This window comes from Bacillus tequilensis KCTC 13622 (assembly GCF_000507145.1).
In the GTDB taxonomy this organism is placed as follows: domain Bacteria; phylum Bacillota; class Bacilli; order Bacillales; family Bacillaceae; genus Bacillus; species Bacillus tequilensis.
The window spans coordinates 94,361-108,478 of record NZ_AYTO01000029.1; the positions used below are offsets into that span (position 1 = coordinate 94,361).

Genomic DNA, 14,118 nt, shown 5'->3' on the forward strand with positions numbered 1-14,118 from the left:
AGTAAAGTTACCGTGCGTAATTCTCTCGATGAGAGGTTCTGCCGAATAGAGGATCTAGACTTCAACAGCATAAAGCTCGGTTAAATCCTCATCTAATACTGAACGGTCAACAGCAATAACCCGGCCTTCCCCGACCTCGATATGAATATCTTCCTTGGAGATATCCTTTAGACCACCTTCAAAAGCTCCGTGCTCACATACAATGAGGATCGCTTGACCTATTAAGTCACCTAACTCAGCGAGTGGACGTGGATCATAGTTTTTCTCCATATTAATCTCCTCCTAAGTAGACACTTTTTTTAATGGCCCGTAAGCCTCTCTTTCCCAAAATCTCTGAATCACCTCTCTTTTGATAATATAAGTAACCAATGTAGTAATCGCTTTAAACCTTGGTAGAATTGCGATTTCCCCGGTGTACGCACACTAAGTATTCACAAAAAATCTCTCAGGAATTTTTTAGCAACCTCTCCCCTATTAGATTTAAAGCTCCATGTATCAGAACCCCCCTCCCAATAAAGAAGACCACCACATAGGCAGCCCTGATGACCTTATTCTCCCCAGCACTTACGCCATAAGCAGCCAGTCCATGTACGCACAGAAACATTCGAAAAAATTTCTCGCAGATCTTACGAACCATACCGGCGCTCAGCGGTGAAAATGCGATTCATTCGGCACCGGGTAGGGGTTTATTCCCCTTCCGACTTATCATAATAATTAATTATGTTAAGTCAAACAGTATAAAAAGGCGTGTATTTCCCCTCAATATGCGATCAATTGACCACATCCAACCAACCAAAAGAAATAAAGTGGGTGACAGCCCATGATATGCGATTTTATTTGTACCCTAGTTCCGCTGCACAACGTCACCGACTTTAAAATTATTTATTATTGTCCCTTTTCTGCGGTGTTTATTGTCCTTCGCTTTTCTTGTTCCGTATTTGTACGCAATGTTTTATTTTTATCGGAGCAAAGAGGGACGGCGAACGTATATAAAATTCATCAGATAATAAAGGTATCTAACCATATCGAATACAATAAAAAGGGCTTGTTATGTCTGCACTTGTATTGTTTTGGTGTATGTGTTTATTCTTCTTATTTATAGGACATCTATTTTAAAGTGCTTTATATTCGTTTTAAGGGGTCTTAAAGTGTATAGGTGTATTTGTATGAGGTTGTTTATATCTCTTTGTATGGGGTTTATTTATGGGGTTATTCGTATATGTCTATAGGGTTCTTTGTGTATTGTTCTCCTATACTACTATTACTATCTCTTATACTATTAGTGTTATTGTGAGTCCAGGAGGAGACAGCCCGCCGGATAAGGTAAGAAGGCAAAATAAAAAGCCCCTGGAGGGCTTCAATCAAACATTATTGTAAAACCTGCATTGTATTCCTGTAAATAATATCCGTGTCCTTCTACGTACTCTATAAAGTCCGTTAGTTCGTGTATTACCTTCCTTGCTTGAGCTAATACACTTATAGGGGCGTCTGTCATGTAGTATGTGACACTCCCGCCCGAACTGATAGGGAATATAAAACCATCATTTATAGTATCCATGTTTGTCTCCTCTTTCCTTTGTTTATTCCTCACTATGCCACTTTAAGCCCCTAGCCTTATAGAGAGGTTTCCAATGTTGCTCATAAAAATCATAGCCCGCCCCGTCAATTCCAAAGAATATGCCTAGTTCCTCTGATTCATAAACCCAGATACCACAGTCAGCCACAACATCAATATTGTTTCTTATCCAATCATTGTCAAGACTGTCCCCGAACGTCCACATAGTACCCCACATAGGAAGCCCATACTTATCGTATATATCATCATTGTTACAATGTTGGCAATATGGTTCACCGTCTTCATTTTTTACAATATCCTCACTTTCACAATGCCCGCATACTTTATTTGTGGTAAGTATTTCAACCTCATCTATAAAGTTTGGGTAAGCTTTTTCTATAAGTTGTAACGGGAGCGCATTAAATTCCCAAACCCATTTTTTAACCGCTTGGTCTAATGTTAATTTATTCATGTTGTTTACCATCCTTTATCATTTGTTTTCTTTATCTACTGAAGGTATCGGGGCTATTAAAGCCCCAATACTTTTTCATCTATCCGAATTAGTATAAAGTCTCCGTAATGGGTGTACCCTTCGTCATATGGTTCTAATTCTTTTCCATCGTCAATAGTTACGTAAGTATCTACAGAAGCATAAACAAATGTTTCATACTCACCGCTACCGCCACAAACTGGGCAATTTATGTCTATGTTCCTTCCTCTATTGTTTTCCACTGTATACTCACCACTACCACCACAAGCCGGACACTCACAATTTACAAGCTCTTCAAAATCATTACATAAATGTATTTCGTCCTCTTCTTCTAGTAAAAACTGTCCGTTTGTTCTTTCTTTGTGGTTTGTTGTGCCTTCACTCATTTGGCGCAAACTAAAAATATTATATGAATTTAATAGACTTAATGCCTTGTCTAGTTCGTCTTTAGTTTCATTATTCCCATAAAGTTGTGAACCTATTAAAAATTTTTTTCCGTTTACGTTTATAAGTCTGCACATTGTGCGGGCTAACATTTTTTCCTCTGTGTCCTCCACGTCCTCCATATTCTCGTGGAGAAAGGCTATAAATAACTTGTTATCATACAAGCTAGGTAGCAAATCGAGACATTCTTCATATTCGTTTCGAGGGTCTTGGCATGATGTTCCGCTCATACTATGCCAGTCACCTGAACTATAGAAAGCCATCCCTGTAATATGTTGAACCCTATCGGATACCGTTAAATAAAGGCACTTTTCTGTTTTAATTTGTTGACTATAATAGTCTAGAGTGTACTGGGAAAACCCTTGTTTCCTTAAAAATTTATTTAGCTTTACGTGTCTTTTTCCGTCCATCTTGTAACCTGTTTTCCATTCCTCGTAACTAATAGAAAAGTTTATAGGCTTATCCATTAAAACAATATCGTCCACCAGAATTTTCAAGAAGTCCCCGTAATCCTCCGTACGTTCTATAGTTACGGGGTAAGTACCGATAAAATCATTTTCAACTCTGTCACTGTAATAAATTTCACTATTTGCATATTGGGCGGTAACGTCCCCACTCTCCAAAATTTCATCAGCTTCCGAATAGTCTTGTTCAACAGTTAAAGGGATTCTTTTTCCTACGACTGCACGGTTAACCTTTTCGCCTGAAAATATAGAATTGAATATACTTAATTTAATTGAATACCTTAACGCATTTTTTCTATGGTGTGTGATGTTCAAGTTGTCCCGCTCGTAGTAGTAGAGTAAATTGTCTCTATCCGAGCCGTTGAAAATCCCTAAACGTTTGTACTCTTTGATACGGTGTAGAACATCCCTTTTGTGAGATAGTATGGTACGGTACATCGATTTTGAATTTTGCAATGATTGTTCCCAGTCTAAAATAGATACGATACTCATTTTTCTTACCTCTTTTTCTTTTATTTTGGTCTAGCACTGTAGGGGTACAAAACCCGTGCGGGAAAACTAGTAAATACGTTTTTCGTCTTGCTCTGTCATCTACTATAAACCCATAGAATAGTATTGTCAATACTATTTTTATATGGTGTTATGATTTATTTTTCCTTCTATATAAGGGTAAAAAAAAAGACGCTCAGCGATTTGCCGAACGTCTACAGTTATCCACAGGGTTGTGGATAACCTTGACACCTGTGGATAAATATGCTATAATTTATGTATGGTTGTGGATAACTAATTAAAGTCTTTAAGATATAGATTATTAGTTTTAAGGATCATATCCTTCCTCCACTAACCATGACAACAGCTTGAATTTCATGATCCTGACTGTTGCAGCAATTCTTACACATACCCTATTAGGCGGGCCGTTTAGGTTACCACAAAAAATTCAGGAGATACCTATTAGGCGGGTCAAATAGCCCGCCAATAGGTGACCGCTAATATCTTTCATGTCTTTGGGTAGGAAGGTAAGACGCCACTCTGATGAGCGAATGGTGCAGTAATGACCTAATAATTACTCACCTGTAATCTATTATAATAGAATTACCTTACCACTTAAAGATAAAGTTACCGGACGGCTACCAAGGAGGAATTAAAATGACTAATAGTTTTATTTGTTTATTCAAGGATCAAAAGGGCATTTATTTTTATAACAACCATAAGGTTACAAGTAACGAAGAATGCGAAGCCGGGATTGCAGATTTGTTTGTACCTCAAAATTCACTGCCTTGGGTAGGCCTATCCAATCTACTGAACAAACTCGGCCACCAAATTGATAGTTTAACTTTTGTAGTGTTTGAAAGAGGCAAAGACATTAACGCTATCAACGAATTCATCCATATCTATGCTGACGATATCGAGTGAGTTTAGATTAGTATTTAAAATACCATTATTATATATTAATATACGGACAACAATCAAATCGGAGGTAATTAAATGAGTTCGACAACAGTCTTTAATCGTCTTCAATCACTTTTCCCTCAGGGTCTTCTTTTAGATACTGGCGGAAATTGCTTTAACTTATTCATGGAATTCCCCTCAAAGGATGGAAGTCTGGCTGGGGTATTAATTTGGGAAGAAGCAGTCATTGTCTACAGTAATGATAGCAAATATCTTTCGAAAGAGGATTATCACCGATTAAATGAATCACTAATGGCTGAGGATGAGGACGAAACTTTCAAAAAACACGAACAGGTTATCCTCACATCTAATGACATCTCCTGGGACGACGATGACAACGAAGTTATCGAACCTCTCCCTAATGATGTATTTGATCGTAAAACAATGTTAGCTATAGGTGAATCATGGAGAAAATTTAACACAGGTTTATCCAAAGTGCTGAGAGGCCATTAGGCCTCTCCCTCTCCTCACCGCCAAGTGGGAGGATTTTTTTTTGTTCACTAAATAGTATTTAAAATACCATTTATAAAAACTATTTAAAAACTTCGCAACTATCTCAGAAGTTGCCACGATCATTAGAGTGATCGAAGGATAAACTGAGAGGGGAAATTTAAACATGATACTTACTAATAATCTTATGGAACAGTCAATGGAAGAAGCAATCAAAATCCTTAATAAATCCAGACTAATCCGTGAAGCGGGTGTTGACTCATCTCTTTATGTAGAGCGGGAGCAGTATCTTAAAGACCTGCTAGGAGAGGAAGGGTATATCTCTTTTCATCCCAACGTCGAAAAAGATTTGACAGCAGACTTTCAAAAACAAGCACAGCCATTGGTTTCACAAAAACATGATATTTACTTGAATGAACACCGTTATGAAGAAGAAAGAAGAGCTTATAACGATTATTCGATAGCAAGTAAATTGTTGGATGATGTAACGAACGAACATCTTTTAAACAACACTATTCCAGGAGAGGTAACTACGTTCATCAAAAGAAGGGATATAAAAGGCCTGTCTTCTCCAAAACTTTCAAAGTTACTCGTAAAGATTTTTGGCGAAACTAGTGAAGTTGTCAAGTGGTATACAAATAAATGCCCTAAAAAACTAGAGAAAGGTGTAATCAAAAACTATAAAGTTCACCTTTCGATCTTACCGCACCATATTGCAGGTATGTCTTACTATGCGCCCTATAACTGGGGTGGCGAGAAATGGGTTACCGGCTGGCGCAACACATCTTGCATGGACACATCTAGAAACGGTTCAGGTGACTGCATTAACCAGTTACCGCCTAACTTGCTCGATTCCACCCTTGCTGTTGCGTACCTTACTACGTCTGAAAATGATGAACTATTTTCTCCTCGTTATGAGGCAAGACTTCTTGTGCGTGTTATTAAAGTAACAGATAATGATTACTTACTGGTCGGGTTCCGCCCCTTCTATACGAATAATACAACTAAAAACTATTTAATCGAAGGTCTTAAAGCCAAGTTCGATAACTTCGTCCAATGCGACGACCTTAGAAGTGAATATTCTGATTTGTACGGGTCTCATATGTCTTCTTTCTCAATGTACACTGAGGTGGGGTGGTCTCATACAGGTATCAAGGTTAGTTGCGATGATTGTGACGGAGACGGTACTGATTGGGACGATGAAGAATGCAGTACGTGTGAGGGAACAGGCTACGTCTCAAGTTACGACGACGACCCTTTCTATCCTTACGTAGATGATCCTGAATTCCTTGAATTCTTCGAAGATCGTGTAGAGATATCGTTACCAAAAGAGTACCTGATAGCTAAAGGTTATATGGAAGCACCTAAGAAAGAGGTGTCACCCTCGACAGCAAGTCTCGCTAGCTGAGGAACCATACAGCCTTCAAGGGACAAGGACATTTAGGTTCAATGCCTCAAGACCTAACCCTCCATCAGGCCCAAGACTTGTATCAGTAGATTTCTCAGAATTGGAGAGATCGATATTCCAAGGGTTACGAAACCCACAAATATAACAATAAAATAGTATTTACAATACTATTATTATATGGTATAATTAATATAGTTGATAAGATAACGTTTAAGGGGACATGCTCAATGAAAAAAATGAAAAAACAACTAGTTAAACTATTAAACATCCAGGCCCCATCGGGAGAAGAGCACAAAGTTGTAAAGTACGTGAAACCAATCTTGCAAAGTCTCTGCGATAAAGTTTGGTTAGATGACTATAAAAACCTCCTTGCTGAGAAGAAAGTAGGCTCAGGCAAAGGCGCAACAATCATCCTATCAGCACACATGGACAGTGTCAGCAACATAATTAAAGACCGGGTTGTTTATGAATCAAACGGAACTTTTTACTCCACTAAAGGTATTCTCGGGGCCGACGATAGAGCCGGGATTGCAATTTTATTGGCCGTACTTAGAAACGTGGAAAAAACAGCTTTTGAAGGGACCATCAAAGTTGCTTTCTCTCGTGAAGAGGAGATTGGTTGCGTAGGGTCTCAAAAAATTGATCCTGAATGGATTAAAGGTTCTGATTTGGCTATTGTAGTGGATCGCAGAGGGAACAACGATATTGTAGTAGGCAACTACAGTCAGGCTTTCTGTTCAAACGAAGTGGGAAAATTCTTCGAAGACTGTTCCGCCCTCCAGGATATGAATTGGCAAGCAACCGAAGGCGGGATCTCAGACGCTTGTACATTCGCCGAGTTAAATGTGAATGCTGTGAATCTCTCAGCCGGCTACCAAAATGAACACACAGAAAAAGAGTACGTAGTGTACAAGGACATGCAGAAGACCGTTAAACTGATCCTTCAAGTCCTGGCGTCAGTTAACGATTTCGCTGGAGGTTTCGGAGATGTGCCGCTCAGTAACAATTGGGTAGAAGGTTATGATGGTATGGCGTATTACAATGATTGGAATGACTACGCCGACGATTACGAAGACCTATGGGAAGGAAGAGACCAATACGGAACGGTTTCCTCTTCTATAGTTGATGGAAACGTCTGTATTACTCAACGTGTAGGTGAGGCGTTAGATGAAGTGTACATTTCCACAGCTACGTTTGAAAAAATCATAAGAGCCTACGAAAGAAACAAGGTAGCTAATTCGTACACCTCTTACCTCACAGATAATACCCTCCCTTCTGCTGGTGGACTAAGCGAAGCGGAGAAAGTAGTAATCGAAAAGCACGGTAAGATAGGAACTTTTTGATCCCTAACACTTCCGCTGCAACAGTAGTCTGAATATTCTTTCTAATGGACTGAGCTGTGTTGTCCTATCTGTTATGGTTTTGCTTTTGAACCTCTTATTAGGCGCTCCTATGGATGTGCAACAAAAAACCTACCCAAAGTACCCAAACAAGATGGTATCCCTGACAAGCGAACGCAGTAAGCGTCAGGGATACGGCGGGTTTTAGTATTATAAATACTACTTTAGTGTGGAGGAATGTTGATTTGAAGCAAGGTATCTTATCGTTTAAAGGAACAGTAAGAGAGTTTCAAGTATTTTTAAAAGGTTTACGTAAGGATTTATCGGAAGGTATTGAATACGATCTACCGCCTACAAAGAAAGTGACCATAAAGACCTCATAACAACATTCCCAATATTATATCAAATAGACCTTGTTTAAATTCAAATTTGGAGTTGGTAGCTATGCTTAAAAATAACGATCAAAACACAGAGGTAACCTACTTACCTAACGGCTGGGTCCATCTAGAACACATAGACGCTTATTGGGTATACTTAAAGACCTTCATACACGAAGGACAACCCCTGACAATATACATGGATGACTTCTCCGTCGAGCCTATCTCAGTAAAGGCGTATCACTTGGATGACCTAGTTATTGACGAAGATTGGGCAAACCTGCATGAAAATACAATCCTTAGCTGTGATACAATGGACGTAGAATTTTTCAAACCCCACTTACCTGCACATATCTATAAAGAACTTAAAAAAGCTCATGACGAGTTCTTCGAAGATTGAGGGGGTGGTGTTTGTGAAATTAAATCAAATAGAATTACTGACAAAGAATCTAATGGAGAAATTATTCGTACCCACTCTTCACAGTATACTTCAAAAGGCTAACCCACAAGCTTATAAAAAATGGGGCGGTAATGCATGTCGTCAAACAGCTATCTTCGGGGCCGCCATACTTCGGTACCTACTGCCTGAGTATACCTGGACGGTTTGGGACGGTGATTTCTCCGACATCGTTAACGGGAAGAAAGTTAAATATAACCACGCTTGGATACACGGAGTTAATAAGAAGGAACGTAAAGGGTTATTGATTGACCTTAGTCGTCTATACCATGAACGTCTCTTCCTCCCTGTTACGAAAAACAAGTACCCTAAGAAACACCCTTCATATCAACACATGAGACTTATCCGTAAAAAACCAATGGACATTGAAGAATGCCTAAATGATATTGAATACTATACCGGAAAACCAGGCCACGAATTGCTGAGTATTATCCTAACTGAGATGGATAAGAAACAGGCAATGGGGTTGATGGACTAGGTCGTGTTAATGAAGACATTTAGCAGCGAATAAAAATTGAGGTAGAGAGGATGAGCAAACCTATGCGCTCAAAGCTTAAACGAGATACAAAGGTCGACATCTTGGTAACTAACGAACCACCTTACAAAATCATAAATAAAGAAGGCGACCTTGTGGGGTACACTCTACAAGACAACGTCGGCGTTTACTTACATAATGTCAATTTCAAGTTAATTGGCGGCCTCCCTACCTTGGAAGGCCGTTACAAGGGAATTATTGAAGTAGAGCGTTTGAACATCAGTGACGGGACCGGTGTAATGTTCGACCCAGTTAATCAGATTTTTACAGACGGGGAGAATGAAATTAAGGCCGCTCGCATGGTGCAGGTATACAACGGAATAATAAAGGTGGTAATAAAGTGAGTGAAATGTCTTTTGTTGATATTCAAAAATCTAGAGTGAATCTGCTGACTGAAACACTTGACAAAAAGGTAGAAGGCCTTGTGCAAGACTTAGTACGTGTTAGGAAATATATCGCTGACGGTGCATTGGATAGAATCAACTCATCAGGCGAGATTCAAGGTAGAGGACAGCAAGTCGACCTGCTATGCAATCAAATAAGGACCATCCTTTCAACAGTAGAAGAGTTTGAGGCTTACCAAGCTACTTACAGGAAAGAGTTAATTAAAACCGAGGGCTGACTGCCCTTCTTTTTTTTGCCGTAAGGAGATCAAAATCAGATCTCCCTTACTTTGTAGTATTTACAGTACCTATTAAAGTATGTTAAAACATATAAAGATGGTTACAAGTCACCTATTGACGATAGGAGGTCAACTTACATGCCCAAAATAAAAAAATACAGCTATAGAACTGAAAATAAATTAAAACACTTCATCTCTATCAGAAAAGCCGAAAAAGCACTGGAGACCGGTAGACAGGTTAAGATTGCAGACGTCGAAAATGAGTTGGCTGAATACTGCGAGGTATCTCTTGATACGATTAGACTAATCAAAAGAAACGTGAACCAGCCATCCCTCGAAGTAGCCATGAAAATAGCCGAATACTTAAACTTACCTGTCGAAGAGATATTTGAACTAAAAGACAATGAATGATCGATCTTTAGGAGAAGGCCCGCCCTTCTCCTTTAATCTTTCACAAATAATAGTATTTACAATACTATTATCATATGGTATAATAAAATTATCAGTTAGGGTCGCAACTAATCTCGGTCCCATAACGATAATTACTCTGGTAAAAGACCATAATTTAAGAGGTGCAAAAAAGTTATGACAAAAGATCAAATTTCAACAATGTCTGTTTACTACACTGAGAAGTACGGAACACCTACAAGCCCTAGTGACGCCATCAGTAAACTAGTTGCCATGTATAGAGACCTTTTTGATGAAATTCCAAAACAGGAAGTTAAGGAAGGTATAGCAGAATATTACAGAATTCTGTGTAGTCGTGAGTTGGACGCTTATATTTGGATCGCTGAGTGTCTTCATGTAACCGCCAAAAAAGAGAAACAAAAGCGTACCTTTGCTTATTGCGTAGGTATGTTACGCTCTTGGATGAAGAACGGGTTCGGACACCTCCCCAATCAGGAAGAAGACGAGTTGGTTGACTATTTCCAAGAGGTTACTGGTTTCGAAGTCAAGCACCAGGCTCGCAGTGTAATTCAAAATCTCATGGGTAAGTATGGAATCATCAAAGTAACTAGGATGATAGGCAACTTAGAAAATGCAAGTGATTTGGGACTTGTTTTGATGTTGCATTTAAAAGAGCTAATGGATAATGAATACAGTACAGACGTTTTAAGTGAGTCGGACAAAGCAAACAGCTCTATGTAAATATTCGATTATCTGATTCAACCTACAGACTAACTTTCGTTGGAGGATACAGAATGACATTAGAAGGTGAAGTATTCGGCATAGCCGGCAAAGGAAGACTAAGTGTGGTCAATGCTGGCGGTTCCGTGCTCGCTCTAGAAGGTGACATTAAAGACTTAAAAGGAAATGACATCCTTGTTATCGTCAGCCAAGAAGGAGATGTAATCGCTACCCAAAAGAACCCCTACCACAGAGAATTTTATTACGATTACATAAGTTCTAGTGTATATAACGATAGACAAATCGGCGAACAATATTATTGGGGTTATGAATACGACCTTCAAGTATTATTAGGTTATTATAGCAAAAAAGAATTTATATTTAACGAAACAGCCATAAAGCTGTTTGGCGAGACTGTACTCGAAGAACTAAACGAAGCTGTAATTGACTTTGTTAGGTCGGTTAGTCTCGAATAGCTATAGGAGGAAGTCAAATTGGTTAGAAAAGAATACCCATTCAAATTATCAAACAAATTAGGGCATTATCTAAGAATCAAACAAGCACAGTTGACAATCGAAAGAGACAAGCCCGTTACCCTGCAAGAGGTGCATAAAGAAATGGCTGACTACATAGGTGTTGCCCGTAGCGCTATGGCTTTTATCAAGTCAGAAAACTACAATCCATCTCTGATTGTTGCCATGGCAATTGCTGAATACCTTGGAGTAGCTGTTGAAGATATATTCCAAATTGAGCGTAAAAAAGAGGACACTGAATAATGAAGCACGTTGCTAGTCGCCTTGTCAGGTACGCTGACAAAAATAAAGTCATACATGCTGACGAAATATTAGATGTCGCTCTTCGCCGTCTAGCAACGGACAAGACAATCAACCATAAGATACGATCTGCATTGTCTGACATCGACCCTCAACTGGAATTACTGGTGCCTAGACAGGTAGATAATCCTGAGAAGCAGTTCAAAAGATCTTTACAGAGGAAGTTTGGACTTAGGATTAATCTTTCAATCTTAAAAGAAGACTACCCGAGCAGGTATAGGAAATTGCAAACTTACGGCCCACCTTCTGAGGTCCTCCTTCGTTGGGGACTTGACTATACCTATAGCAGCACCATTTCTCCAAACCATTTCAAGGAGCTATTAGGCGCACTTTATGAGGGACAGCAAAAAATTTCAGGGCTGTATAAGCGTGATAAAAAACTTTATATGGCTATTTCCCACCAGGCAAAAAAAGGAGGGTTATCTTTCAAAGACTATATTGAAACACTTGGATACCATTACGAATAAGTCGTTGCAATAATTTCAATATTTTTCACAGAAAATTACTTGTAGAGAGATTTAGATGATGGTTTTTGTTAAAGGCGATCGAGTGGAACACAAAAATAGAGGAAAGGGCGTGTTTTTGTCCTATGGAACATTTGAGAATGAATCAGTGATCATGTTTGATGTAGATAGTAATGCAGAAGGCGATATACTAACAGTCACAACAAGCTTACAACAAGCTTATTAAAAAAGTTAGATAGTGATAAGACCTAAAAATCGCAACTCAGCTCAGCTTAAAAGCGACCATTTACTGTAGGTGAGGTGATTATATGATCGAGGTATCTAAATTTACAAACCAGGATCAAGACTATTTAAAAATAAAGTTGAGAAAGTTAGACCCCGAAATCGTAAACATAATTATGTCGATAGATGGTTGGGGCAAAGCTCAGGAGCCTATGTGTTACGGCCTCCCCTACTCCGCTTTAGGTGAGTTTTTTCAGAAGACTAAGGATTACATGGTTGTTTGGAAAAGTCATGCAGATAGCATGGGTACACTAGCTAGAGGTATTGACACAAGAGATATACCTACCGAGTTCATAGTCGACTATGAACCAAAATTGCCTCTCAGAGAACATCAGATCGTAACCTTTAATCTTATGTTACAACGGGATTTTCTTTTAATCTCGGATCAAGAAGGTGTAGGAAAAACACCGCCTATACTTTGCCAACATGACGCAAAAATTCAAAACGGTATTGCTAAGTGGGGTTTGTATGTAACTAAAGCCGGCCTCATCTACGATGTGAAAAACCAGGCAGAAAAGTTTACGCACTTAAATGTCGTGACAATTGAAGGTTCGGCAAAACAGAGAATCAAAAAGTATGAGTTATTAGAAAGAGATGATAGCGTCGGACTAGTTGTGGTTTCTTACGAGACGTTCCGCACAGACATCCAACACTTCACCTCCATCAATAAAGCTAAGCCTTTTGACATTATGTATATCGACGAATGTCACAAAATTAAGAATGTTAACTCCTCTTTAGGTAAACTCATACACAGAATAGGCCCCAAACAAAGATACGCAATAACTGCCAGCCCTGTTATAAATGAAATCATAGATATGTATAACATGCTTTATTGGATGGGGGCTATTCAGTACAACTACTTCCGCTTCCGAAATAAATTCTGTGAGTTGGACGGTTGGGGTAATGTGGCTAGATATAAAAATCTTTGGGAAATTAAAACGATCCTGCAATCGAACATGTTAAGGCGTTTAAAGACAGATGTACTTAAAGACCTCCCTCCTGTTGTCTCTAAACCTATCTATGTTGAGATGACTTCCCCACAAAGAAAGCTATATAAAGCTATCGAAAAAGGTGATTATGAGGGTATTGACTTTGAGGATATGTTCTTTGAAGACGTGCCGTCTGAATTAGCCAAGCACGCTCGGTTAGCTCAGGTTGCAGAATCAGCTGAAATTGTTGGCGGAGATTCAGGCAAAAAAGGTAGCGGTAAACTTGTGGAGCTGGAAAATCTTCTTGAAGAAATTACAGATCGTGGAGAGAAAGCTATAGTGTTTACAAGATCTAAACGGATGACTCACGTAATGGTGGATTACTTCTCTCAATATAACCCCTCCTATATCACCGGGGATGTCGATACCCAGGCTAAAGGCAATCAGGATGTATCAGAGAGACAAATGATGGTCGATAAATTTCAAGAAGATGACTCCTGTAAAGTAATTATCTGCACTGAATCTGCAAGCCGGGAAGGCTGGACTGGTACCAAGGCCAACAATGTCATTTTCACTAGCAAGCCTTGGTCTCCAAGCTACATTTCTCAATGTATTGGTAGGGCCTGGAGGTTCGGGCAAACCGGAGGAGCTACAGGGTCAATTAACGTCTACTCCCTCATTAGCCGGGGCACTATCGACGAAAGAATCGAAAAGCTCCTAGAGGAAAAGCAGTTTGTTATTGATAGCACAGTAGAACAACCGTTAGGAACACAGAAAATCCTTAGTGTTCTTGATGGTGCCTCCGCTTAGGCGGGCGATCCACTTCACCAAAAGGCCTTTAGGCGGCCGTATCAACTCACCACAGGGCTAACTCCCCTTTCACTCGGAGGT

The 14,118-nt window shown here is 39.4% G+C and carries 19 protein-coding genes; 16 read left to right on the plus strand and 3 right to left on the minus strand.

Annotated features, from left to right (window positions below):
• Positions 1–54: 54 nt before the first annotated feature.
• The 3 genes from V756_RS0108995 to V756_RS0109010 all read right to left on the minus strand — a co-directional run bounded on the left by V756_RS0108995 (position 55) and on the right by V756_RS0109010 (position 3,445).
• The gene (locus tag V756_RS0108995; RefSeq protein ID WP_024714376.1) at positions 55–270 is read right to left on the minus strand and encodes a hypothetical protein; all 216 of its coding nucleotides are present in this window, start codon (positions 268–270) and stop codon (positions 55–57) included.
• 1,310 nt (positions 271–1,580) lie between these two features.
• Positions 1,581–2,027 (minus strand): hypothetical protein, encoded by a 447-nt coding sequence (locus tag V756_RS0109005; protein WP_024714378.1) that lies wholly within the window; start codon positions 2,025–2,027, stop codon positions 1,581–1,583.
• Between the two features lie 56 nt (positions 2,028–2,083).
• Entirely contained in the window at positions 2,084–3,445 is a 1,362-nt protein-coding gene (locus V756_RS0109010) for a DnaJ-like cysteine-rich domain-containing protein (protein ID WP_024714379.1), read from the minus strand.
• Between the two features lie 654 nt (positions 3,446–4,099).
• Between V756_RS0109010 and V756_RS0109015 the strand changes: the two genes are divergently transcribed.
• From V756_RS0109015 to V756_RS0109090, 16 genes are all read left to right on the plus strand, one after another.
• Entirely contained in the window at positions 4,100–4,366 is a 267-nt protein-coding gene (locus V756_RS0109015) for a hypothetical protein (protein WP_024714380.1), read from the plus strand.
• A 72-nt stretch (positions 4,367–4,438) separates the two neighbouring features.
• Positions 4,439–4,855 carry a hypothetical protein gene (locus V756_RS0109020; RefSeq protein ID WP_024714381.1) on the plus strand — a complete coding sequence of 139 codons (417 nt, stop codon included), beginning with the start codon at positions 4,439–4,441 and terminating at the stop codon, positions 4,853–4,855.
• A gap of 163 nt (positions 4,856–5,018) precedes the next feature.
• A complete protein-coding gene (locus V756_RS0109025; RefSeq protein ID WP_024714382.1) occupies positions 5,019–6,260 on the plus strand; it encodes a hypothetical protein in 1,242 nt (413 codons plus the stop codon).
• A gap of 227 nt (positions 6,261–6,487) precedes the next feature.
• Positions 6,488–7,603, plus strand: coding sequence for a M20/M25/M40 family metallo-hydrolase (locus V756_RS01000000122155; RefSeq protein WP_024714383.1), 1,116 nt, complete (start codon positions 6,488–6,490; stop codon positions 7,601–7,603).
• Positions 7,604–7,845: 242 nt separating this feature from the next.
• A complete protein-coding gene (locus V756_RS1000000123855) occupies positions 7,846–7,983 on the plus strand; it encodes a hypothetical protein (protein ID WP_155906205.1) in 138 nt (45 codons plus the stop codon).
• A 61-nt stretch (positions 7,984–8,044) separates the two neighbouring features.
• Complete coding sequence (locus V756_RS0109040; protein ID WP_024714384.1) at positions 8,045–8,377, plus strand: hypothetical protein; 333 nt, start codon at positions 8,045–8,047, stop codon at positions 8,375–8,377.
• A gap of 13 nt (positions 8,378–8,390) precedes the next feature.
• Positions 8,391–8,912 carry a hypothetical protein gene (locus V756_RS0109045; protein ID WP_024714385.1) on the plus strand — a complete coding sequence of 174 codons (522 nt, stop codon included), beginning with the start codon at positions 8,391–8,393 and terminating at the stop codon, positions 8,910–8,912.
• A gap of 152 nt (positions 8,913–9,064) precedes the next feature.
• Positions 9,065–9,313 (plus strand): hypothetical protein, encoded by a 249-nt coding sequence (locus V756_RS0109050; RefSeq protein ID WP_155906207.1) that lies wholly within the window; start codon positions 9,065–9,067, stop codon positions 9,311–9,313.
• Positions 9,310–9,591: a hypothetical protein gene (locus V756_RS0109055; protein WP_024714387.1), complete on the plus strand. Its 282-nt coding sequence runs from the start codon at positions 9,310–9,312 to the stop codon at positions 9,589–9,591. Before V756_RS0109050 ends, V756_RS0109055 begins: the two co-directional genes overlap by 4 nt.
• Before the next feature lie 138 nt (positions 9,592–9,729).
• Complete coding sequence (locus tag V756_RS0109060) at positions 9,730–10,002, plus strand: helix-turn-helix transcriptional regulator (RefSeq protein WP_024714388.1); 273 nt, start codon at positions 9,730–9,732, stop codon at positions 10,000–10,002.
• 174 nt (positions 10,003–10,176) lie between these two features.
• On the plus strand, positions 10,177–10,740 hold the full coding sequence (locus V756_RS0109065) for a hypothetical protein (RefSeq protein ID WP_024714389.1): 564 nt from the start codon (positions 10,177–10,179) through the stop codon (positions 10,738–10,740).
• Between the two features lie 53 nt (positions 10,741–10,793).
• Complete coding sequence (locus V756_RS0109070) at positions 10,794–11,195, plus strand: hypothetical protein (protein ID WP_024714390.1); 402 nt, start codon at positions 10,794–10,796, stop codon at positions 11,193–11,195.
• Positions 11,196–11,213: 18 nt separating this feature from the next.
• Positions 11,214–11,495, plus strand: coding sequence for a helix-turn-helix transcriptional regulator (locus V756_RS0109075; RefSeq protein WP_024714391.1), 282 nt, complete (start codon positions 11,214–11,216; stop codon positions 11,493–11,495).
• The gene (locus V756_RS0109080; protein ID WP_024714392.1) at positions 11,495–12,019 is read left to right on the plus strand and encodes a hypothetical protein; all 525 of its coding nucleotides are present in this window, start codon (positions 11,495–11,497) and stop codon (positions 12,017–12,019) included. Before V756_RS0109075 ends, V756_RS0109080 begins: the two co-directional genes overlap by 1 nt.
• A gap of 58 nt (positions 12,020–12,077) precedes the next feature.
• On the plus strand, positions 12,078–12,242 hold the full coding sequence (locus V756_RS1000000123860; RefSeq protein ID WP_155906209.1) for a hypothetical protein: 165 nt from the start codon (positions 12,078–12,080) through the stop codon (positions 12,240–12,242).
• A gap of 82 nt (positions 12,243–12,324) precedes the next feature.
• Entirely contained in the window at positions 12,325–14,037 is a 1,713-nt protein-coding gene (locus V756_RS0109090) for a DEAD/DEAH box helicase (RefSeq protein WP_024714393.1), read from the plus strand.
• The last annotated feature ends 81 nt before the right edge of the window (positions 14,038–14,118 follow it).

Excerpts from the sequence above, each read along its gene's own strand:
- V756_RS0108995 (WP_024714376.1), bottom strand. The coding sequence starts at position 270 with ATGGAGAAAAACTATGATCCACGTCCACTCGCTGAGTTAGGTGACTTA.
- V756_RS0109005 (WP_024714378.1), bottom strand. The coding sequence starts at position 2,027 with ATGAATAAATTAACATTAGACCAAGCGGTTAAAAAATGGGTTTGGGAA.
- V756_RS0109010 (WP_024714379.1), bottom strand. The coding sequence starts at position 3,445 with ATGAGTATCGTATCTATTTTAGACTGGGAACAATCATTGCAAAATTCA.
- V756_RS0109015 (WP_024714380.1), top strand. The coding sequence starts at position 4,100 with ATGACTAATAGTTTTATTTGTTTATTCAAGGATCAAAAGGGCATTTAT.
- V756_RS0109020 (WP_024714381.1), top strand. The coding sequence starts at position 4,439 with ATGAGTTCGACAACAGTCTTTAATCGTCTTCAATCACTTTTCCCTCAG.
- V756_RS0109025 (WP_024714382.1), top strand. The coding sequence starts at position 5,019 with ATGATACTTACTAATAATCTTATGGAACAGTCAATGGAAGAAGCAATC.
- V756_RS01000000122155 (WP_024714383.1), top strand. The coding sequence starts at position 6,488 with ATGAAAAAAATGAAAAAACAACTAGTTAAACTATTAAACATCCAGGCC.
- V756_RS0109040 (WP_024714384.1), top strand. The coding sequence starts at position 8,045 with ATGCTTAAAAATAACGATCAAAACACAGAGGTAACCTACTTACCTAAC.
- V756_RS0109060 (WP_024714388.1), top strand. The coding sequence starts at position 9,730 with ATGCCCAAAATAAAAAAATACAGCTATAGAACTGAAAATAAATTAAAA.
- V756_RS0109065 (WP_024714389.1), top strand. The coding sequence starts at position 10,177 with ATGACAAAAGATCAAATTTCAACAATGTCTGTTTACTACACTGAGAAG.
- V756_RS0109070 (WP_024714390.1), top strand. The coding sequence starts at position 10,794 with ATGACATTAGAAGGTGAAGTATTCGGCATAGCCGGCAAAGGAAGACTA.
- V756_RS0109080 (WP_024714392.1), top strand. The coding sequence starts at position 11,495 with ATGAAGCACGTTGCTAGTCGCCTTGTCAGGTACGCTGACAAAAATAAA.
- V756_RS1000000123860 (WP_155906209.1), top strand. The coding sequence starts at position 12,078 with ATGGTTTTTGTTAAAGGCGATCGAGTGGAACACAAAAATAGAGGAAAG.
- V756_RS0109090 (WP_024714393.1), top strand. The coding sequence starts at position 12,325 with ATGATCGAGGTATCTAAATTTACAAACCAGGATCAAGACTATTTAAAA.